The sequence below is a fragment of the Paenibacillus terrisolis genome (assembly GCF_056171975.1).
Genome location: NZ_JBKFGG010000008.1, coordinates 221,754 through 244,294, shown reverse-complemented (window position 1 = coordinate 244,294; position 22,541 = coordinate 221,754). Strand labels below are relative to the sequence as shown.

At 52.5% G+C, this 22,541-nt stretch carries 16 protein-coding genes; 13 read left to right on the top strand and 3 right to left on the bottom strand.

Features of this window, described 5'->3' with window-relative positions:
* Window positions 1-143 precede the first annotated feature (143 nt).
* The 4 genes from ptsG (at window position 144) to ACI48K_RS10315 (ending at window position 5,976) form a co-directional block, all read left to right on the top strand.
* Window positions 144-2,201 carry a glucose-specific PTS transporter subunit IIBC gene (gene ptsG, locus ACI48K_RS10330; RefSeq protein ID WP_475027522.1) on the top strand — a complete coding sequence of 686 codons (2,058 nt, stop codon included), beginning with the start codon at window positions 144-146 and terminating at the stop codon, window positions 2,199-2,201.
* 94 nt (window positions 2,202-2,295) lie between these two features.
* Window positions 2,296-2,571: an HPr family phosphocarrier protein gene (locus ACI48K_RS10325; protein WP_475027521.1), complete on the top strand. Its 276-nt coding sequence runs from the start codon at window positions 2,296-2,298 to the stop codon at window positions 2,569-2,571.
* Window positions 2,564-4,279 (top strand): phosphoenolpyruvate--protein phosphotransferase, encoded by a 1,716-nt coding sequence (gene ptsP / locus ACI48K_RS10320; RefSeq protein ID WP_475027520.1) that lies wholly within the window; start codon window positions 2,564-2,566, stop codon window positions 4,277-4,279. Before ACI48K_RS10325 ends, ptsP begins: the two co-directional genes overlap by 8 nt.
* 164 nt (window positions 4,280-4,443) lie before the next feature.
* Complete coding sequence (locus tag ACI48K_RS10315; protein WP_475027519.1) at window positions 4,444-5,976, top strand: Ppx/GppA phosphatase family protein; 1,533 nt, start codon at window positions 4,444-4,446, stop codon at window positions 5,974-5,976.
* Here ACI48K_RS10315 and ppk1 read toward each other — a convergent pair.
* Window positions 5,936-8,035 carry a polyphosphate kinase 1 gene (gene ppk1, locus ACI48K_RS10310; RefSeq protein ID WP_475027518.1) on the bottom strand — a complete coding sequence of 700 codons (2,100 nt, stop codon included), beginning with the start codon at window positions 8,033-8,035 and terminating at the stop codon, window positions 5,936-5,938. The genes ACI48K_RS10315 and ppk1 overlap by 41 nt on opposite strands.
* Before the next feature lie 225 nt (window positions 8,036-8,260).
* Between ppk1 and ACI48K_RS10305 the strand changes: the two genes are divergently transcribed.
* The 4 genes from ACI48K_RS10305 (at window position 8,261) to ACI48K_RS10290 (ending at window position 14,885) form a co-directional block, all read left to right on the top strand.
* Window positions 8,261-8,902 carry a 50S ribosomal protein L25 gene (locus ACI48K_RS10305; RefSeq protein ID WP_475027517.1) on the top strand — a complete coding sequence of 214 codons (642 nt, stop codon included), beginning with the start codon at window positions 8,261-8,263 and terminating at the stop codon, window positions 8,900-8,902.
* Window positions 8,903-9,067: 165 nt separating this feature from the next.
* The gene (locus ACI48K_RS10300; protein ID WP_475027516.1) at window positions 9,068-9,793 is read left to right on the top strand and encodes a DsbA family protein; all 726 of its coding nucleotides are present in this window, start codon (window positions 9,068-9,070) and stop codon (window positions 9,791-9,793) included.
* Between the two features lie 24 nt (window positions 9,794-9,817).
* The gene (locus tag ACI48K_RS10295; protein ID WP_475027515.1) at window positions 9,818-10,273 is read left to right on the top strand and encodes a disulfide oxidoreductase; all 456 of its coding nucleotides are present in this window, start codon (window positions 9,818-9,820) and stop codon (window positions 10,271-10,273) included.
* Window positions 10,274-10,577: 304 nt separating this feature from the next.
* On the top strand, window positions 10,578-14,885 hold the full coding sequence (locus ACI48K_RS10290; RefSeq protein WP_475027514.1) for a WIAG-tail domain: 4,308 nt from the start codon (window positions 10,578-10,580) through the stop codon (window positions 14,883-14,885).
* Between the two features lie 351 nt (window positions 14,886-15,236).
* Here the strand turns inward: ACI48K_RS10290 and ACI48K_RS10285 are convergent, their stop codons facing one another.
* Entirely contained in the window at window positions 15,237-15,542 is a 306-nt protein-coding gene (locus tag ACI48K_RS10285) for a hypothetical protein (RefSeq protein WP_475027513.1), read from the bottom strand.
* Between the two features lie 109 nt (window positions 15,543-15,651).
* On the opposite strand from ACI48K_RS10285, the gene ACI48K_RS10280 reads away from it, so the two are divergent.
* From ACI48K_RS10280 to ACI48K_RS10265, 4 genes are all read left to right on the top strand, one after another.
* Entirely contained in the window at window positions 15,652-17,511 is a 1,860-nt protein-coding gene (locus tag ACI48K_RS10280; protein WP_475027512.1) for an FMN-binding protein, read from the top strand.
* Window positions 17,512-17,603: 92 nt separating this feature from the next.
* Complete coding sequence (locus ACI48K_RS10275; RefSeq protein ID WP_475027511.1) at window positions 17,604-18,422, top strand: CheR family methyltransferase; 819 nt, start codon at window positions 17,604-17,606, stop codon at window positions 18,420-18,422.
* A 25-nt stretch (window positions 18,423-18,447) separates the two neighbouring features.
* Window positions 18,448-19,443 carry a protein-glutamate methylesterase/protein-glutamine glutaminase gene (locus ACI48K_RS10270; RefSeq protein ID WP_475027510.1) on the top strand — a complete coding sequence of 332 codons (996 nt, stop codon included), beginning with the start codon at window positions 18,448-18,450 and terminating at the stop codon, window positions 19,441-19,443.
* 80 nt (window positions 19,444-19,523) lie between these two features.
* Window positions 19,524-20,480: a 3'-5' exoribonuclease YhaM family protein gene (locus ACI48K_RS10265; RefSeq protein WP_475027509.1), complete on the top strand. Its 957-nt coding sequence runs from the start codon at window positions 19,524-19,526 to the stop codon at window positions 20,478-20,480.
* 15 nt (window positions 20,481-20,495) lie between these two features.
* Here the strand turns inward: ACI48K_RS10265 and ACI48K_RS10260 are convergent, their stop codons facing one another.
* Window positions 20,496-21,416: a M15 family metallopeptidase gene (locus ACI48K_RS10260; protein WP_475027508.1), complete on the bottom strand. Its 921-nt coding sequence runs from the start codon at window positions 21,414-21,416 to the stop codon at window positions 20,496-20,498.
* Between the two features lie 125 nt (window positions 21,417-21,541).
* Between ACI48K_RS10260 and ACI48K_RS10255 the strand changes: the two genes are divergently transcribed.
* The gene (locus ACI48K_RS10255; protein WP_475027591.1) at window positions 21,542-22,516 is read left to right on the top strand and encodes a Gfo/Idh/MocA family protein; all 975 of its coding nucleotides are present in this window, start codon (window positions 21,542-21,544) and stop codon (window positions 22,514-22,516) included.
* The last annotated feature ends 25 nt before the right edge of the window (window positions 22,517-22,541 follow it).

The following is a 22,541-nucleotide window of genomic DNA, read 5'->3' as shown; positions in this document are numbered from 1 at the left end:
GGCATGAGTTGATAAGGTTTTTTGTTTGTATCATCGGTTTGCGGGGCATTATATCCGTAAGCAGAATGTTACAGCAAATAACTTAATTGGCTCATGCTTTTTTAGTTGCTTGGTACACCACGATACGACACAGGAGGATGTTTATGTTTAAACGGTTTTTTGGTGTTTTACAAAGAGTCGGTAAGGCACTTATGTTGCCTGTCGCGCTGCTGCCTGCTGCAGGTTTGCTGCTCGGTATCGGGAACATGCTGGTTAGCCCGGAATTCCTGGACCTCGTGCCAGGTTTGAATAATCACCCCGTTCATGCGGTCGCAACCGTCATGATGAATGCGGGCCAAATTGTTTTCAGCAACCTGGCCTTGCTGTTCGCGGTTGGCGTTGCGGTTGGCCTTGCCGGCGGCGAGGGGGTCGCTGGGCTCGCGGCCATCATCGGCTACCTCGTCATGAACGTGACGATGAGTACGGTTATCGGCATTACTCCATCCATGGTTGGCACGGATGCCGCTTACGCCAACGTTCTTGGAATTCCGACGCTGGCAACGGGGGTGTTCGGCGGGATTATCGTCGGTATACTTGCGGCATACATGTACAATAAATTTTTCAAAATCGAGCTTCCGTCTTACTTAGGTTTCTTTGCGGGGAAACGGTTCGTTCCGATCATGACAGCGGCGACCTCCGTGCTGCTCGGATTGATCATGGTTGTGATTTGGCCGCCGATCCAAACGGGACTGAATTCCGCTTCTCACTACATGCTGGAGCAAAACCAGACCTTGTCGGCATTTATTTTCGGGGTCGTGGAACGGTCCTTGATTCCTTTCGGGCTGCACCATATTTTTTACTCTCCGTTCTGGTTTGAATTCGGGGAATATGTGAATAAGTCCGGACAGCTGGTGCGCGGCGATCAACAAATCTTTATGGCACAGCTCCGCGATGGCGTACAATTTACGGCCGGTACGTTTATGACCGGTAAATTCCCGTTCATGATGTTTGGTCTTCCGGCAGCTGCGCTGGCGATTTATCAAGAATCCAGACCTGAGAACAAGAAATATGTTGCCGGGATTATGGCTTCGGCAGCTTTAACTTCATTCCTGACAGGGATTACCGAACCGATCGAATTCTCATTCCTGTTCGTAGCTCCGGCATTGTTTGCGGTACACGCGATTTTCGCCGGTTTGTCCTTCATGACGATGCAGCTTCTTAGCGTAAAAATCGGGATGACGTTCTCCGGCGGTCTGATCGACTTCTTGATCTTCGGGGTTATTCCGAACCGTACGCCGTGGTGGTACGTCATCATCGTGGGCTTGGTATTCGCCGTGATCTACTACTTCGGGTTCCGGTGGGTTATCCGCAGATTCAACCTCAAGACGCCGGGCCGGGAAGATCCGTCCGATGAGGATGACGATACGACGGCGAAAGGGCCGGTCACGCAAGACGAGCTTCCGCACAACATCCTTGCCGCTCTCGGCGGCAAAGAAAATATCGTCCATCTGGATGCCTGCATTACCCGCCTTCGGGTGGAAGTGAAAGAAAAGGGCAACGTCAGCAAGGATCGCCTCAAAAAACTGGGCGCTTCCGGCGTGCTGGAGGTCGGCAACAACATTCAAGCGATCTTCGGTACGCGTTCCGATACGATCAAATCGCAAATTGCCGATATTATGAACGGCAAAGCGCCTAAGGTCGATGTAAACAATCAGCCGAAACCGGCTGAAGCTGAAGCACAGGCCGCCAAAGACGGCGACGCGATCATCAAGGAAGACATCGTCATGCCGATTAACGGCGAATTGATGGATATTACGAAAGTGCCCGATCCGGTATTTTCCGAGAAAATGACGGGCGACGGCTTTGCGGTTCTGCCGCATGACGGTACGATCGCTTCCCCGGTTTACGGTAAGGTGTTTAACGTGTTTCCAAGCAAACATGCCATCGGCATTATGTCCGACGGCGGTAAAGAAGTGCTGGTCCACATCGGCGTCAATACCGTGAAATTGAAAGGCCAAGGCTTCAATGTGCTGGTCAAGGAAGGCGACCTGGTCGCAGCGGGTCAACCGATTATGGAAGTTGACCTGGATTATGTGAAAGAGCATGCACCGTCGATTATTTCGCCGATCATTTTCTCCAATCTGCCGGAAGGTTCCGTCGTGGAGCTGAAGAAATCGGGCACCTTGCCGAAGGGCGAAGAAGATATTATCGACATCAAGTAAGACCCGCTTATTGGTAATAACACTTGCGATCCCTTAAAATAAAAGAGGGGATCGCAAGTTTATAAAAAGAAAACAGAAAGCGAGATGGATTAATATGGAAAGAGTATTCAAAATTACGGATGAAGATGGAATCCATGCACGTCCGGCAACCGCACTGGTAAATACGGCCAATAAATTCAAAGGCGCAGAATCTTTCGCCGAAGCCAACGGCAAAAAAGTAACGCTGAAATCCATTTTGGGCGTTCTTTCTCTCGGTTTGGAACAAGGTGACTCTATTACATTGTCCGTTGAAGGAGAAAATGCGGCAGAAGCTCTTCAAGCGCTAACGGATGTAATGGTCAACGAAGGGTTAGGCGAAGTGAATGCTTAAGATTGAAGGCATTGCCGCTTCGGCAGGTGTGGCGATAGCCACCGCTTTCAAATTGGAGCACCCCGACTACACGGTTCATCGCCGGGATGTGTCCGACACGACCGCCGAGCTTGCGCGGTTGGATGATGCCTTATCCAAATCGCAGCAAGAGCTTGAGGCGATCAAAGAGCGCACGCTTCAAGAACTTGGCGCCAAAAAAGCGGAGATTTTCGAATCTCATCTGCTTATTTTGAACGATCCTGAATTGCTCACGCCGGTGCGCGATAAAATCGCGGCTGAAGGCGTGTGCGCCGAATTCGCGCTAAATGAAACGGCGAGTGAGTTCATCGCGATGTTCGAAAATATGAAAAGCGCGTATCTTCAAGAGCGCGCAGCCGATATGCGCGACGTAACCAAGCGGGTGCTGAACCATCTGCTGGGACTTACGTACAAGAGCCCTTCGGAAATCACCGAAGAGGTTATCGTAATTGCCGAGGATTTGACTCCTTCGGACACGGCTCAACTGAACCGCACTTATGTTAAAGGTTTCACCACGAACATCGGCGGAAGAACCTCTCATTCGGCGATTATGGCCCGCTCTCTGGAAATTCCGGCGGTTGTCGGAACGAAAGAGGTTCTGAGCAAGGTGAATTCCGGCGATATGGTGATTGTGGACGGTCTGGACGGTGTCGTTATCGTAAATCCGGACGAAGCCGTTATAGCCGAATACAAAACCAAACGCGAAAATCATTTGAAGCAAATCGAAGAGTGGAAAAAGCTCCGCGACTTGCCGACAACGTCGAAAGACGGCGTGCACGTTGAGCTGGCGGCCAACATCGGAACGCCAAACGATGTAACGGGCGTAATCGAAAACGGCGGCGAAGCCGTCGGTTTGTACCGCACCGAGTTTTTGTACATGGGACGCACCGAACTTCCTTCGGAAGACGTTCAATTCAATGCCTACAAGACGGTTCTTGAAAAAATGGAAGGCAAGCCCGTTGTCGTAAGAACGCTTGATATCGGCGGCGATAAGGAATTGCCATATATGGATCTGCCGAAAGAAATGAACCCGTTTCTCGGATTCCGCGCGATCCGCCTTTGCCTGGATCAAACGGATATTTTCCGTACGCAGCTTCGCGCATTGCTTCGCGCCAGCGTATACGGCAACCTGCGGATCATGTTCCCGATGATTGCCACGCTGGACGAGTTCCGCGCCGCCAAAGCGCTGCTGCTGGAAGAAAAAGCGAATCTGACCGCCGAAGGCGTTCAGGTTTCCGACTCCATTCAGCTCGGCATCATGGTTGAAATTCCTTCGACCGCGGTGCTGGCCGATCAATTTGCCAAAGAAGTCGATTTCTTCAGTATCGGCACCAACGATTTGATTCAATACACGATGGCTGCGGACCGCATGAACGAACGCGTATCCTATTTGTATCAGCCATACAACCCGTCGATCCTCCGTTTGGTTAAAATGGTCATCGACGCGGCGCACAAAGAAGGACGCTGGGCGGGAATGTGCGGCGAAATGGCCGGCGATACGACGGCGATCCCCGTGCTGCTCGGTCTTGGACTGGATGAATTCAGTATGAGCGCAACTTCCATACTGCCGGCCCGCTCGCAAATCTCCAAGCTTTCCAAGGCGGAGATGGAAGATCTGGCGGCCAAAGCGCTGCAAATGCAAACCGCCGGGGAAGTCGTAGAACTGGTTAACAGCACTTGCGGTAAGTAAACAGGGTATTATCTTTTCCGATTGCATGATGGGTTTCTTAACTGACCGGCGCCTTTAGGGCGCCGGTTTTTTTGTCCTCATCGCCGCCATCAGGTTTATTTTTCAGGGCGTTTAGGATAAAGTGAGGGTATTACATATTTTTGAATGACAGGAGTTTACGCAGGATGAACAACTACACGAAGATCGGAATTATCGATATCGGATCGAACTCCATCCGCCTGGCCATTTATGAAGTCACCGATCGGGGAGAGTATCGTCTGATTAGCGAAAACAAAGAATCCGCGCGTCTCAGCGAAAAGATAAAAAACGATGGCGACATGGAACATGAGGATATTTTATCCGTGGTTCCGGTATTACGCCAGTTTCGGGAAATTTGCACGGCTTACGGCTGTCATAAGGTTCGGGTTGCGGCTACGGCAGCTATTCGCAATGCGGCGAATGGAGCGGAAATCGTCGAGGTGCTGAACCGTCATACCGATTTGCAGATTGAAATTCTGAGCGGCGAGCAGGAAGCGGCTTTCGGTTTCCTGGGCGTCGCGGGAATGATGGAGATCGAGGATGGATTTATTATCGATATCGGCGGCGGTAGTACGGAAATTACGCTGTTTCGCGGCCGCAAGCTCGTAAACAGCGTGTCGCTGCCTATCGGAGCGGTAAACGCTCAATTGATGTACGGCGGGGAGGATCCTTGGACGGCGGAAGGCGTCGCGAAACTGAAGTCAGAGCTGCGCCAACTGCTGGCCGGACATGATTGGGTATCGTCGTTTCCCTGCCTGCCGTTAGTAGGGCTCGGGGGAACGATTCGCTCTTTGGGCAAGCTGGATCAACGCAGACGGAAATATCCACTTCGCGTTGCCCATCACTATGTGCTGGATTTGGAAGCGATCGCTTATTACGCGGAAACGCTCCCGTTCATGCCGCTGGATAAACGGAAGCGGGTCGACGGATTGACCAAAACCCGCGCCGATATCATCGTTCCGGGCCTGATTATTTTGCAGTCGGTTTATCTCCATATGGGAGCCGCTTCCTGCCTGGTGAGCGGAACGGGCCTTAGAGAAGGGCTATTGATGGATACGATGGAGCTAACCGTACCGGCTCCCGAGGAAGTTTTGCCGCGGCAAGCAAGGTCCCTCTTGTCCTTTCATCCGATGGCGCCGCTGGCCCATTTCGAGCAAATCAGTTCGTTTGCCATTAGGCTGCATCAGCTTATGGTCGGCGAGCAAAACGAGCCGGGAACGCGCAAATTGGTCTATACCGCTGCCATGCTGTACAAAATCGGCAGTGCCGTACGTTACCATCAATACGACAAGCATACGCTGTATTGGTTGACAAATGCGCCGATCGGCGGATTAAACCACCGGGAAATCGTCCTCTGCGCCTACATGGCCGATTATGTATCGAATCAGGGGAAAAGATTGAATCTTGGCGATTATAAAGGGGTGTTGGCTAACGGGGATCTGGAGCTGATTCATAGGCTTGGTTCGCTCGTGCAAATTGCCGTTGCACTGGATGCCAGCGAGACGCAACCAGTGGACCAGCTGGACGGAGAGCTTGCGGACGGCGCGCTCCTGCTTAAATTAAAATGCTGCAGTCAAGCGTATCTGGAAACCAGACAGCTTGAGGCTGCGGCAAAAAATTTCAAAAAAGTATGGAACGTCAGTTTGGAGTGGCAGATTCACCCTTCTTCCAGGCATTGATATTTCGGGCGGCAAATTGGCTGCGCAGCGGAGGCTTGTCGCTCGCGATCTGCTCATATTTGCCGTTGGAAATCAATTGCTTGGCTTTGACATTATCGGCAAGACATAACATCAGGATCTGGATGAGCGTATCGCGCGTATCCTCTTCGGTAACCGGGCACATCAGTTCGACCCGGCGCGTCAGATTTCGGGTCATCCAGTCCGCGCTCGAAATGAAGACCTCCGGTTGACCTCCGTTTTCGAAATAGTAAATCCGCGAATGCTCCAGAAAACGATCCACGATGCTGCGGACCGTAATCCGTTCGCTCATTCCCTCGACTCCGGGACGCAGGCAGCAGACGCCCCGCACGATGAGATCGATGTGAACTCCCGCCAGGGACGCTTCATACAATTCATCGATCATTTCCTGGTTGGACAAAGAATTCATTTTGGCGATGATCTTGGCGGGCCGTCCCGCCGCGGCGTGTTCGGCTTCCCGGGCGATGAGCGAGAACAGCTTGTCCTTCATGCCCGTCGGAGCGAGCGTAAAGGCCTGCCAGCGATCGGCCTCCGAATAGCCGGTAATCAGATTGAACAATTCCGAAGCGTCCTCTCCGATTGCCGGATTCGTTGTGAACAAACCGATATCCGTATAGAGGTGCGCGGTAATGTCGTTGTAATTGCCGGTTCCGACATGTACGTACCGCTTCAAATCCCGGCCTTCCTGGCGGACGACCAGCAGAATTTTGGCATGCGTTTTAAGTCCGATGAGGCCGTATACCACATGGCATCCCGCTTTTTCCAGCGTTCTTGCCCAAGCGATGTTCCGCTCTTCGTCAAAACGCGCTTTGAGCTCTACGATGACGGTGACCTGCTTTCCAGATTCGGCCGCCCGGGCGAGCGCTCTAATGAGCGGCGAGTTGCCGCTCACGCGGTACAGCGTCATCTTGATCGCCATCACCGCGGGGTCTTCGGATGCCTGACTAATGAAATCCGTCACCGCGTCAAAGCTTTCGTAAGGATGATATACCAGCACATCCCTTTGTTTAAGCACCTCGAAATAATCTTCGTCGTTGTCGAATTCCCGCGGGTAATCCGGCTCGATTTGCGTGTACCTCAGCCGTTGATAACCCTTGACCGCACCGGGCAACTTGCCGAGAAAACCAAGATCAAGCGGGCCGTCGATTTCAAACACGGAGTCCGTAATTTCAAATTCTTCCTCCAGCACCTCCAGCGCGTAAGGGTGGATCCCTTTCTGGATTTCCAGGCGCACGGGGGCTCCCCAGCGTCGTTTCCGCAGTTCTTTTTCAATCTCCTCCAGCAAATCCTCTGCCCCTTCTTCGTCGATCGCAAGATCCGCGTTGCGGGTCAGCCGGAATTCGTGTACGGCAAGCGGTACGTAACCGCTGAACAACGTCTGAATATGGTGCCTGATTAGCTCTTCGATTAAAATGAAAGATTGCTTCTTGCTGTTGGAATGATGCGGCAGAGCAATGAACCGGGATAAGTTGGACGGAATCTGCACGATCGCAAAATAAGGCTCCTCCTCTTCCTCCAAAGGGGATCCTTCCCGCCCCAAGACAACGGCAAGATAAACAAAACCGGTATGTACTAGCGGAAACGGACGGCTTTGATCAACGGCCATCGGGGTGAGTACTGGGAAAATGATATCGTGATAATAAGTCTCCATCGATTTCCGCTGCGTCGAATTTAACTCTTCGTATTTAAGGAAGCAAATATTTTCTTTCATCATCAAACGCGATATTTCCCGGTAGGTCCGATACTGTTCGGCAACCATGGAAGAAATGCGGGAAATCAGACGTTTGTACAAGCCTGCGGGCGTATAACCCGAAAAATCCTTTTTAGTGTATCCGGCACGGATCTGGTCCTGGATTCCGGCTACGCGAACGCTCATGAACTCATCCAAGTTGCTTGAGACGATGGAAAGAAATTTTGCCCGTTCCAGCAAAGGCGTTGAGCTGTCCTTCGCTTCCATAAGAACGCGGCGGTTAAATTCGACCCAACTCAAATCGCGGTTCAAATACCTGGAGCCGTTTTCCTTTTGTTCAACAAGTGCCATATCTACACAACCTCCGATGTTCATCAAGAACGCTGACTAATGTTTTTATGTGCATATCTCCATTTTACTATGCAGCGGAAAAAGGTGGCGCATCGTTTTGTAAACGCAGTGTAAAAATTATAACTCTATGTAAAATTTATGCCCGATTTTTTTGCTAGCTTGTTAACTAGGCATGAAAAATGGGTAATATACAAAAGAGTACTATTTTGAGGAGGATGCTGCAAAATGAGTGTGAACCATCAAACGTTGCATTTGGACGCCAAGCCAAGAACGGACACGACTCGTTCTTCGCTGCGCCAGCTTAGACAAGACGGTCGAGTTCCGGCGGTTGTATACGGGACGGACACCGGAAATCTAGCGGTTCATGTTGATGCTAAGGAACTCGTAAAGGTATTCCGTACCGGCAGATCGGAATTTTTCGACCTCAAGGTAGAAGGCGGAGCCAGCTTTCCGGCTTTAATTAAAGAATTTCAACAGCGGGACGGGAAAATCGTGCATGTGGACTTTCAGCGGGTCTCCAAAAACAGGCCGATTCGCGTCCATATCCCGCTTCATTTTACGGGAACCGCGGCCGGCACGAAAGTCGGAGGGGTCCTTCAGGTTCAGGCGACCGAACTGGATGTCGAAGGAATGGCGGATATTTTGCCGGCAAGTCTGGAGATCGACATTTCTTCCCTGGATGCGGGGGACAAGCTGCTGGCCGGCGATGTGAAACTTCCGGAAGGCATCAAGCTGCATACCGTTGCGGAAGAACTGCTCGCTTCCATCATTCTGCCGCGTGTGGCCGACGCGGATTTGGCCGCGGATGCCGCCGCTGACGGAGAACCGTCTTCGGTTGTCTCGAACGGGAAGCATAACGGGGAATAACGAAAACTGTTCATCATAGATACGACTGGAAACGACGGGAAAGGCTGCGATTCAATTGCAGCCTTTTTTTGCTGTGCGGGGCGTAAACTTGACGAATCCTTTATTTGTAACTAGAATTGTTGCAGGATGAAAATCAGTATAATTAAGAGAGAAAGAAGGGACCCCATGCCGCCGAAAACTGCAACTAAAGCCTTGGCTCAGCGAAAAGCCGAACAAGCCAAACTCAAACAAAAGCAAAAAATGAGACGACTGATCTGGTTTACGACGGTAGGGATTCTGCTCGTTCTGGTCATCGCGGTTGTCGTATTTCAACCTAAAACAACCGGGACGGTTGCCGCTGCTGAATTTGACTATGCGAGCTTGCCGGCGCTCGGGAATTCGAACGCTCCGGTCAAAATCGTCGAATTCGGGGATTTTCAGTGCCCGGCCTGCAAAAATGTCAATGAGCTAATCAAGCCCAAACTTGTTCAGGATTACGTTAACACGGGAAAAGCAACTTTTTACTTTATGAATCTTCCTTTTATAGGAGATGCCTCCAACACCGCCGCACTCGCGGCCCAATCGGTATTTCATCAGAATAAAGACGCTTATTGGACTTATTTCGACGCGATTTATAAGCATCAAGGCGAGGAAAATACAGGCTGGGCAACGGTGGACTTTCTTGTGGATCTGGCTAAGCAGGAAAAACTGCAGGTTGACTATGATCAACTGAGAGCGGACATTACCGGCGCCAAGTATCAAAGCGAAGTGGACACGCATTATGCGGAAGCGAACAAGCTGCAGGTGGACAGCACGCCAACGTTGTTCATCAACGGCGTGGAGTATGCCGCCGATCTTGGCGATTACGATGCGCTGAAACAGACGATTGATCGGGAAGCTGCCGCCAAATAGTTTGGTGAAGGGGGAAAACGGTCCGTGCGTGTATTTTTTAGAAATTACGGCATTTATCTGGCCTGGGTGGTTTCTCTGGTTGCTACAGCCGGAAGCTTGTATTTAAGTGAAGTTTTGCATTATGAACCGTGCAGGCTGTGCTGGTTTCAGCGGATATTTATGTACCCGCAAGCGATTTTACTCGGAATCGCGTCCTACCGCAACGATCGCGGCATTGCCGTCTATTTGTTGCCGCTGAGCATTATCGGCGGTTCCATTTCGATATATCATTATGCCGAACAGAAAATACCGGGGCTGTCCGGAATCATTCCCTGCAAAGTGGGCGTTCCTTGCAACGTGGATTATTTGAACTGGTTCGGGTTCATTACGATCCCTTTTCTGGCGCTGATCGCTTTTGCTCTTATCATTACGCTGATGATCATAGCGCGCAAGGAACCTGTGGCTATAGGTACCCCAGCCGTTGAATCCGCAGAGGCATGAACGCACATTTTCGAATGCGGATCTCATTAAGCTTCCCGGGGACTGCAGCATGGAAAAGGGATATGTACCCCAAACTACGCTTCCTTGAACTCGATCATTAATCTGCAAGCTTCTTCTGATGACCCCCGTAATTGCGGGGGTTATTTTGCGTTGTCGGACGCAATTCTTAAGCTAAACGGCTGTGACAAGTGCCCATTCCTCCGCATATGATACCAAAGATGATCATCTTGAGGTAAAGGAGAGAGCGGCCCTGAAAAAGATCAAAACCACGAAATCCGGCAGAGCGAGAAGATCACTCTACTATGTGGATAATCCGGATAAAAACGAGTTGAAATTATTGGATGAAGGGAATTGGAGAAGGTCGGCGGAGGAAAAGGATATCTTGATTCACCAGTCCGCGCCGCAAGTTCTGCCCGTTCCGGAAGCGGCGGAGCCTTCCAATGAGGCTGGAACCGGCGAGGAATTTGAATCTGAGGCGGCGGAGGATCCCAGAGCCCTGATCGTTGAGGAGATTCTCCTGAATGAGAAGAAGACGGCTGGTTCCCGCCAAGGCATTATTTTTACGGATGATTTGACGGACTCGGCAGTGACCGGGAACAAGATCGCTCCACATACGATTGATGCTTCACGGCTTCAACCCGGTCTCATCGGAACGTCCTGGATCGCCGATTATGCGGTTCAAAACATTAAGCTTGCGGATTTGTCGGTAACTTCTTCCAAAATTGCTCCAGGATCCGTAACCTCCGCCCATTTGGTCGACGGTTCCATCGAAGGGAAATCGCTTCGGGACCGTTCGATTGATGGTGAGAAGCTTACGGACGGCAGCATTACTTCGGATAAACTGGCCGACCGCGTTATCGCCGGGGAGAAATTGGCCGACGGTTCGATCGAAAGCCGCCACCTCAGCGAATGGATCGTTACGGCCAACCTGATTCAGGATCAGGCGGTAACCAGCGAGAAAATCCGCAGCGGCGCGATCAATTCCGTAAATTTGGCCAACGAAGCGGTGGATTCTTCGAAGCTCGCCGACGAATCGGTCACGACCTTGAAGCTTCGCGATGGAGCGGTTACGGGAAGCAAGCTGCAGGACGGGGCGGTCGAAAGCCGGCATCTTGCGGAAAACGCCATTACGGTGAACCATCTGGCACCCGGCATCATCGGCAAAAAGCTGCTGGCTAACGCCAGCGTAGGGTCGGAACAGCTTGAACAAGGCATCATTACTTCCTCCCACATCATTTCCCAGGCAATCGAGTCCGTTCATATCGCTCCCAGGGCGATCGAAAACATGCATTTGCAGCCCGGAAGCGTCAGACAGGATCAGATCGGGGAAGGTGAAATCAAAGGCCGGCATTTGGCTGATAAAACGATCCTCTCCACCAAGCTGTCCGATCAGGCCGTCGGAACATCGCAAATCGTAGAACAAGCGGTCACTTCATCCAAAATCGCCGATCAAAGTATTTTGCCGAGCAAACTTGCGGATGAGGCGGTGCTGACTCGTCATTTGGCCAAATCGGCGGTTCACGGTCCGCAACTGGCTCAAGCTGCGGTGACAAGCATGCATTTGGCCGATGATTCCGTTCAAGGGAAGCACATTGCGACGGAAGCGATTGAGGAGTGGCACCTGGCTGCCGATTCGATCACGGGCGAGAAGATCGTTGAAGGAACGGTCGATTCGGTACATTTGGCGGCGGGAGCCGTTGGAGCAAAGCATCTCGGGCCGGACAGCGTGACCACGGATAAGCTGGCGGCCGGAAGCGTCACAAGCCGCTCCATTGCGCCGGGAGCCGTAACGGGACCTTCGATTGGAAGCCATCAGATCGTATCCTCTCATATTGCAGCCGGATCGATCGAGCAGGCGCATCTTACGCCGAACATAATCAAAAGCAGCTTGGTACAGCCGGGTGCCATCAATGAAGAGCATCTCGGTACCGGCTCCGTGTTCTCCAGGCATTTGCAGGATCATGCCGTGACTTCACTAAAGCTCTCGCCTGAGAGCGTAACCACCGATAAGCTTGGCGATCTGGCAGTAACCTCCGCCAAGCTGGCGGAAGGCAGTGTTGTCGCCTCCAAAATTATGCCTCATGTCCTGCAATCTTGGCATCTGGCGCCGGGAGCCGTTCAATCGGAGGGAATTGAGTATGGTGCGGTGCTACCGGAACATCTTTCGGTTGATTCCGTAACCTCTGCGCATTTGCAAAACGGCGCGGTTGAAGAACAGCATCTGGCGTCCGGGGCCGTATCCGGCCGTGTATTTCAGCAAGGCAGCGTAACCTCGGAAGCGCTGGCGGACGCCGCAGTGCTGCCCCGTCATCTGGCAGAAGAGAGCGTCAGAGGCAAACATATCGGCAAGGCCGTGTTGGAATCAAGACACATCCAAATGGGTTCGATCGGCATCGGGCATTTATCGGCCGAAGTACAGCGGAGCGGACTTTTGCCGGAAGACGGAATCGCGGGGGCCGATATTCAGCCGTCGTCCATTGGGCGAACGCATCTCCAGCCCGGAGCCGTGGATGAAACGGTATTGCGCGGCGGTTCCGTAGGCGCTTCGCATTTGCAGGCGGAATCCGTTGAAGGGAGCCACCTGCAGCAGTTAGCCGTTGAAAGCCGGCATCTGGCGGATGCCGCCGTACAATCCCGCCATCTGGCGGAGGAAAGCGTGGAAGGGTGGCATATCGGCGAAGCGGAACTTGAGAGCCGGCATATCCGTCCGGGAGCAGTGACGATTAACCATCTGTCCGAAGAGCTGCAGCGGGAAGGTCTGCTTCCGGAAACCGGCATCAGCGGTACGGACATTCAGCCGTCGTCCATCGGGCGCGCACATCTGTTGGCCGGAGCGGTGGATGAAGCGGTGCTGCGGGGCGGCTCCGTAGGTCCTTCGCATTTGCGGGCAGGTTCCATTGAAGGGAGCCACTTGCAGCCGTCGGCCGTCGAAAGCCGACATCTGGCGGATGCCGCCGTACAGTCCCGCCATCTGGCGGAAGAGAGTGTGGAAGGGCGGCATATCGGCGAAGCGGTGCTGGAGGGCTCGCACATCCGGCCAGGAGCGATCGAGATCGACCATTTATCCTCAGAACTGCAGCAGGGCGGGCTTCTGCCGGAGGGTGGGATCTCAGGTACGGATATTCAGCCGTCGTCTATCGGTCGAACGCATCTGCAGGCCGGAGCGGTGGATGAAGCGGTGCTGCGGGGCGGTTCTGTGGGCGCTTCGCATCTGCAGCCGCAATCCGTGTTGGGAGGCCATTTGCAGCCGTCGGCCGTCGAAAGCCGACATCTGGCGGATGCCGCCGTACAGTCCCGCCATCTGGCGGAAGAGAGTGTGGAAGGGCGGCATATCGGCGAAGCGGTGCTGGAGGGCTCGCACATCCGGCCAGGAGCGATCGAGATCGACCATTTATCCTCAGAACTGCAGCAGGGCGGGCTTCTGCCGGAGGGTGGGATCTCAGGTACGGATATTCAGCCGTCGTCTATCGGTCGAACGCATCTGCAGGCCGGAGCGGTGGATGAAGCGGTGCTGCGGGGCGGTTCTGTGGGCGCTTCGCATCTGCAGCCGCAATCCGTGTTGGGAGGCCATTTGCAGCCGTCGGCCGTCGAAAGCCGACATCTGGCGGATGCCGCCGTACAGTCCCGCCATCTGGCGGAAGAGAGTGTGGAAGGGCGGCATATCGGCGAGGCAGTGCTGGAGGGCTGGCATATCCGGCCAGGAGCGATCGAGATCGACCATTTATCCTCAGAGTTGCAGCAGGGCGGGCTTCTGCCGGAGGGTGGGATCTCAGGTACGGATATTCAGCCGTCGTCTATCGGACGAACGCATTTGCAGGCCGGAGCGGTGGATGAAGCGGTGCTGCGGGGAGGTTCCGTAGGCGCTTCGCACCTGCAGCCGCAATCCGTGCAGGGTGGGCATCTGAAACCGTCCGCCATCGAAAGCCGACATCTGGCGGATGCGGCCGTAGAGTCCCGCCACCTGGCGGAAGAGAGCGTGGAAGGGCGGCATATCGAGGAAGCGGCGATCAAGTCCTCGCATATCCGGCCGGGTGCGGTAGTGGCAGCTCATCTGTCCGATGAACTGCAGCGTGAAGGATTGCTTCCTGAACAAGGGATTAGCGGTGCAGACATTCAACCCCTTTCGATCGGCTCGAGTCATCTGCTGAAGTCCGCGGTAAACGCGGAGGCGCTGGCGAATAATTCCGTCGGTCCGCTGCAATTGCAGCCGGCCTCCGTCTTAAGCCATCATTTGACGCCGGCTGCGGTGCAGAGCGAGCATCTTTCACCAAGTTCGATAGGGTCCCGCCATTTGGAGCAGGCAGCGGTAGAACTTGAGCATCTGAACTTCACCCCGGTGCAGACTCTGCCCGGCCAGCATTCCATACAGCAATTCGGGATGGCGGCCTTTCTGCTGCAGCGGGATGAGAAATCCGTTGATATTACGATCGAATTCGAGGAGTCTTTCCCGAGCCCGAATTACGTCATCGTCGCCATGACGAATCATTCCGCCTTTTATGCCTCTCTGAAAGACCAAACGGCAGATAAGGCAACGGTGGAAATCACCCGCTGGAAGGATAGCCATGTCAACTACGGATTCATCACATGGATCGCAATCGGTAATCTGATCTGATTCAGCCGGTTTGAAGGCGTGAACAAGGGCAGCCGGAAGGGAGTATTCCCTGGCTGCCCGCTTGTTTTTTGGTATTCGGAGAGCAAAGTGACATATATTTCAGCCCCTGTGATTTTCCGTACAGATGCGTTTCAATTATATAATTTATATTAGTAGAAACCGTTTACAGCAAGATTTTCCTTCATTAAGTGAATCTTTTCACTAATTTAAGTGAATTAATTCACTTAAATTGAAGCGGTTTCAGCTGTAACGAGACAGGGGAGGCGCGTAATTGCTCAGAAGTGGAGTGTTTATTTTGAGCAAGGGAGAAGAATTGGGGGAGCAAGTTTATTGATTTAGCCGGTTATGGACTTACATAGCTTGGGGATTTCGACAAGGGAGAGGATTGCACGTGAAGAAGCTAATTTGTTTGACGGTAAGCGCAACTTTGGTATTATCATCATTGGCTCTTACGGTGGATACGTCGGCTTTGAAAATTTCGAACATCGACGTCGTATCGGCAGCTTCGGAAGAAGCAGCACCGGCAACACCGGCAAAAGAGCCGACCAAAGCACCAACAAAGGCACCAACAAAGGCACCAACAAAAGCACCAACAAAAGCACCAACAAAAGCACCAACAAAAGCACCAACAAAAGCACCAACAAAAGCACCAACCAAAACAATTACGAAAGCGCCTGCTACGACCCCGGCCAAAACAACTGTTCAAAAGCCAACGGCTCCAGTTGTCAAACCGGTCGTTAAAGACGAAAATCCTTACAACGACGGTGTGTATGTTGCTTACGGCAACGCATACGACAAAGGGACTGAAGGCGCAAAGGTTACGATCAAAAACGGCAAAATCGCCGCTCTTGACCTTTTGAGAACAAGCCCTACGTTGATCGATAGAGATGCCCGCTTCAATTATAGCGGCGTTTGGATGGCCTATGAGCCAATGAAGAAAAGCTTGCTTGGCAAAACGCAAGAAGAAGCAGCCAAAGTGGACGTCGTTTCTGGCGCTACCCGCTCGAGCAACGGCTGGAAGCTTGCCGTCGACCGGGCTTTTGACAGAGCGTTGAAGGAAAAACCGGAAGGCGAAACTTATTTTGCCGGAGAGCATATGGGTGTAGACCCTGAAAGCAAGTACATGGTATATATCAATTTCGACAAAACCAAAGCCATTGGCGTAAAGGTGTATCCGCTCGATAAATCCGGCAATGCCATCGAAGGCGACGCCATGACGGTCGATCAGCAAAAGCTGACCTACGCTATCGCAAACGAACTGCTGTACAGAGGCGTAAACGCCGTTCCTGCAGCCGGTCATGAAGCGGACTACAAAGCGGCAATCAACGCTTATCGGGATGCCGAACAAAACGCTAAAATCGATAATGGCACGAAATACATCGACGGCTTCTACTCCTCTTACGGAACGGCCAGAGACAAAGGCGTAGAAAGAGCCGATATTGTCATTAGAAACGACAAGCTGGTTGACGTTAAACTGTACAGATTGGGTTCCGATCTTCTCGACAGAGGCGACACCGCTTACGCTGAAGTTGTTAAAGCCAACGCTCCTATGGTTGCCAAATTGCTCGCCAACGGTTCTTACATCCAAAACTACAGTAATGTAGACGCTGTTACCGGCGCGACGGAAAGCAGCCATGGCTGGAATCAGTCGGTGGAAAGAGCCTTTGAAAAAGCTTTGAAAGTCCCTGCTGACAGCAGCAAGTACTTCGAAGGTACGTTTGGCGGCGTGGATAACCACAGCCAAATTCAAGTCCTGATCGATCTTAAAGCGGACAAAGTAACGAACGTTGCCATAAATCTGTTTGGCGAAGACAAAAAATTGATCGCCAGCGACAAGCTGACCGACGATCAAAATGCCGTCGTTGCCAAGCTGATTGAAGGTCTCACGAAGAAGGGCGACAAGATCGCTCCTATTTCGGGATCCGAAGAATTGACTTTTGCGGCAAGAGCAGCGTACGACGATGCGCTCGCAAATGCGTCGAAGGTTCAAAGCAACTATAAAGACGGTACCTTCACCGGTTATGGCGATGCTTACGACAAAGGCACGAACAGAGCGGACGTAACACTCCGCAACGGCGTTATCGTTGGCCTGAAACTGGTTCGCGCCGGCGTTGACATGGTTGACCGCGGTCAATCGGCTTATGCCGAAGTCATCAAAGCCATTCCGATCCTTACGAGAGATTTCCTCTATGCGGGAACCAGAGACAAAGCTGCGAAAGTTGACGTTGTTACGGGTGCTTCCAGCAGCAGCGCGGCATTCAAGGATGCTGTAGATAGAGCCTACAAAAAAGCGGAAGTCGCCGAACCGTACAAAGCCGCTTTCACAAACGGCATTTACGCAGGCGTCAATGCCGACAAATCCGTTTATGTCATGGTGACTATCGAGAATAACGTACCCATGAAGATGGAAGTATTCTATCTGGATGCCAAAGGCAAAATCAAAACGGACGATCAACTGAGCGCCGACGAAAAAGCCGTGAAAGCGGAAATCGAAGCTCCAACGACGGGTGTTATGCATAAGTATGCTTTCCGTCCGGCAGCATTCGGCGATACCAATTCCATGAAAGCCGTTTCCGGCAAAGTTGTGGATGCGATCAAATCTGCGCTGGAGAACGCGGGCAGATAAGAGACCACTTGCCTCAGCTAGAAGGATTCAGAAGCCTCCCGGTGAATTAAACACCGGGGGGCTTTTTTGGCTACGACAAAGGGGTGGTTTTGATGGTGATCTCCATTACGGATCGGGAATTCAAACAAATCGCGGACTATGTCCGCTTGAATTACGGAATTCATTTAAAAGAGGAAAAACGCGCCCTCGTGATGGGCAGGCTTCAGCATGTGCTGCTCGATATGCATTTTGGCAGCTTTCAAGAATATTTTGACTATATCGTCTCCGACTGGACCGGCGAAGCCGTTATGACACCGGTGGATAAAATTACGACGAACCACACCTTTTTCATGCGCGAGAATGATCATTTTCATTATTTTAAGGATTGCGTGCTGCCTTTTTTGGAAGCCACGGTCAAAGATAAAGACCTGCGGATTTGGAGCGCGGGTTGTTCTTCGGGCGAAGAGCCTTATACGCTTGCCATGATCATGGATGAATTTTTGGGGCTAAACAAGCCGCTGTGGGATGCGAAAGTGCTGGCCACCGATATTTCGGGCCAAATTTTGGACAAAGCGCAAAAAGGCTTATACAGTCCGGAAGAAGTCGATTCACTGCCGCCCTTGTGGAGAAAAAAGTACTTCAGGCCCCACGGACTAAGCCAGTTTGCGGTGAAAGATTCGATCAAAAAAGAGGTTGTTTTTCGCAAATTCAATTTAATGGAGCCTTCGTTTCCCTTTAAGCGTAAATTTCATGTGATTTTTTGCCGAAATGTCATGATCTATTTCGACAACTTCACCAAGGAAACCTTGGTCAATAAATTTTACGAACATTTGGAGCCGGGCGGTTATTTGTTCATCGGACATTCGGAATCGCTGCAGCGGGAAATAACGCCGTTGAAATACGTTCTCCCGGCCGTATACCGCAAAGAATAAGACTTCAGGGAAAAGAGGGATTCTGTTGGCCAACAATAGAAAAATGCGCGTGCTGATCGTCGACGATTCCATGATGTACCGTGAAGTGCTGGGTCTAGGGTTATCATCCGACCCGGGCCTTGAGGTGGTCGGCAAAGCGGTGGACCCGTTCGACGCCCGCGATCAGATTCTGAAACATCGCCCGGACGTTATGATCTGCGACGTTGAAATGCCGAAAATGAACGGCATCGAGTTTATCCGCCGGCTGCTGCCGCAGTACCCTTTACCCGTTATCGTAGTCAGCACGATGAGCGATGCTGTGTTTGAAGCCTTGAACGCGGGGGCGGTCGATTTTGTGTGCAAACCGGATACCCGATCGCCCCAAAGCGTGGAGTCCTTTATCCACGAGCTGCAGGGCAAGATCAGAATCGCGGCAAAAATGAATGTTTCGCATGCCGCCGCATTGAGATCGCCCCAGAGCCAACCTCTTGCCGTGCAGCCCTTTCGTTCCGACCACATTATCGCCATCGGCGCCTCAACGGGAGGAACCGAAGCGATCTCCCATATTTTAAAACAGCTTCCGCCCGACACGCCGGGCATGGTGATCGTCCAGCATATTCCGCCGGTGTTCTCCAAAATGCTTGCCGATCGTTTAAACCAGAGCGCGCATTTTAAAGTTAAGGAGGCCTGCACCGGCGATATTGTAGAGCCGGGAGTCGTGCTGATCGCGCCAGGCGACCGGCATTTGCGGCTTAGAAAGGCAGGCGAGCGGTACAAGGTGGAGTGCCTTGAGGGCGATAAAGTCAACGGGCACTGCCCATCGATTGCCGTGCTGTTCGAATCGGCGGCAAAGGAGTGCGGAAGCGGAGCAATCGGCGTCATTTTGACCGGCATGGGGTATGACGGGGCCAAAGGGCTACTCGCCTTGCGCAGAAAAGGGGCGCGGACGATCGGACAGGACGAAAAGTCCTCCGTCGTTTACGGCATGCCAAAGGTCGCTTTTGAGCTGGGCGCCGTCGAGAAGCAGGCATCCCTAAGCTAAATTCCCCAGGTGCTTTGCGCGATGCTTAAAGAATAGATTGATAGTATAATGAATCTATCATTGGTATGGGGGAATTTGTAGTGACACTCATCAAACAGCTGGCGAACCAGGAAGAATTTGTCGGTTTCTATTTATTGAAGGAGCTGGCGGTTAAACAAACAAACGGTACGCCGCCCAAAGATTATCTCGATATTGTTCTGTGCGATTCCAGCGGGGAAATTTCCGCGAAATTTTGGGATGCCTCGCCCACGGATAAAGAAACGTTTTTCCCGATGGGATTGGTTAAAGTGAAGGGCATCGCCCATTTGTACCGGGAGAAGCTGCAGGTCAAAATTATGCAAATCCGGCCGGCCAAGGCGGAGGACAGCGTGGCGTTGACCGATTTCATCCGTTCGGCTCCGATATCGGCGACGGATTTGATTCATACGATCAATCAAGTGATCGCGGATATTTCCGACGAGGAGATCCGGGCGATCGTCACATTCTGCGTAGGAAAAGTCGAAGAGAAGCTGAAGCATTACCCGGCGGCCAAAACGCATCACCATGCCTATTACGCCGGGCTTGCCTACCATTTGGTACGGATGCTGGAGCTTGGGGATTTTCTGTGCCGGCAGCGGCCGTTTCTGAATTCCGATCTTCTGAAGGCAGGCATTATTCTGCACGATATCGCCAAGCCGGAGGAAATGATCGCCGAGCTTGGCATCGTATCCGAGTACAGCGTGCAGGGGAAACTGGTCGGCCATATTTCCATGGCGGCCAACTGGATCACCGAAGCGGCGCTTCGCCTCGGTATTGACCTGGACTCGCCCAAGGTGCTGGCGCTGCACCATCTGGTGTTGTCTCACCACAACCTGGGAGAATGGGGGAGTCCGGTCCAGCCGCAATTGGCCGAAGCCGTGGCCCTGCATCATATCGATGCTTTGGACGCCAAGCTGCAGATGGTGGAGGATGCGCTCGACACCACGCCGGATAACGAAGAATGGACGCCGTTTATCCGCGGGCTGGAGAACAAGGCGGTTTATCGCCTGAAACTGTAAGCTAACTGATTGGACTTATTCGATATCGAAATCAAAATAGGTTGAGGGATAGGGCTCATCGATCAGCGTAAAGTGCCACCATTCCTTGCTGTACGGCTTGAACCCGTATTTGACCATCGCGTTTTTTAAAATGTCGCGGTGGCCGGTTTGCGCCTCGGTGATCCCTTTCGCCCCCTGATAGGAGACTTTGTCCAGCAAATCAAAGCTTCCGCCCATATCGACTTCTTCGCCCGTCTTGAGGCTGAGGATGGTAAGGTCCACCGTGCTTCCGCGGGAGTGTCCGGATTTCGTGGATAGATAGCCGGCCTTGAACAAGTCCTTTTTGTCCGTGTTAGGGTAAAATTCGGACTTCATCCGGGTATCTTTCGGGTCCTTGGACCAGGCGATAAAGAAAGCTACCGCCTTTTTCGGACGATAGGCGTCGAAAATTTTCAGCCGGTATCCCTGGCTCTCCAAATCATCGTTGACCTTTTTGAGCGCTTCGGCCGCTTGGGAAGCCATGACGGCAAGCGGAGCTTTGTATCCGGGAATCGGCTTCCCGGTAAAGTTATGCTCGCTGTAGTACCTTATCTCGTATTCCGCGTCCGGAATCACCTCGTCCAGATAGACAAAGCCTTTGGGCAGGTTATGGCTTTTCGTAACCGGAGGAGCGGTTTCGTCAGGTTTGGATTGCGGCGGTTGCACAGGCTCGGATGAACCGGGAGCAGGGCTGGAAGCTTGGTTTGAGTTTTCTGCGGTTTTCGGAGGAACCGGAGCTTCATTCGTTTTTGGAGCTTCCGGCGGCGGCGACGTTTGTCCGGCTGCAGCAGTGTTTGCGGCGATCGTATTTTGCGGTTGGCCCGATTTCTCGGGAGCGGCACAGCCGGTTAGCCAAAGCAGCAATGCAAAAACGGGAATCATGACGGCATAAGGCCGAAGGGAATGATGGATATGCATGAATTCGCTCCTTCGCTTGGACATATATTCTATTATAATATAGTTGAATCTTCTTCAGTTGAATTGAAAACGCTCTAAATCCAGTACAATAAGGAGAGATGACGGTGGCGACATTAAAGATCGGCATGATCAGCTATTGGCACGTGCACGCGTGGGATTATACGAAGGAAGCTTTGGCTCATCCGGATACCGAAATTACGGCGGTGTGGGACGAAAATCCCGAGCGGGGCAAAACGGAGGCCGCCAAGGTAGGGGCTCCGTATTATGAGTCGCTGGAGGAAATGCTGAACAGCGGCATTGATGCGGTGATCGTCGATACGCCGACGCGGATTCACCGCGAGGTTATGGTGGCGGCGGCGCGCGCGGGCAAGCATATTTTTACGGAAAAGGTGCTGGCGGCGACGCTTCGGGAAGCACGGGAAATCGTGGACGAAACGCAAAAAAATAACGTAAAGCTAATGGTATCCCTGCCTCGGTTAAACGATGGGTATACATTGGCGATCTCAAACGTGCTGGAAGAAGGTCTTCTCGGCCGGGTGACTCAGGTGCGCGTGCGTTTGTCGCATAATGGGGCGACTGCGGGCTGGCTCCCGGAGTATTTTTATGATCCGAAGGAATGCTGCGGCGGAGCGCTGATCGATCTTGGCTGCCATCCGGTGTATTTGACCAGACTGTTTCTGGGAGAAGCCCCCGTGAAGATATCCGCCCATTTCGGTTATGTGACGGGAAAAGACGTGGAAGATAACGCGGTGGTGACGTTTGCGACGGATTCGGGTGCTGTAGGCATCGCCGAAACGGGGTTTGTCAATAGCTTTTCTCCGTTTACGATCGAGATTCACGGCACCGACGGTTCCTTGCTGTACGGAACGCCGGAAGCGAAGCTGCTGGTGCGGACCCAGGCAAAAGGAGAAGTGTATGCCGGGGAGTGGCATGAGCTGCCGGTTCCGGAGAATCGGCAAAGCGCGTTTGGCCAATGGGTCGATCATATCCGAAACGGGACGGATGCCGTGGATAACATTCATACGGCCGTTGAGCTGACCCGGCTGATGGAAGCCGCGTACCGTTCGGAGAAAGCAAGCAGCATCGTTCAACCCGAATAGTTATCGGCTTCTATACGAAAGGCCG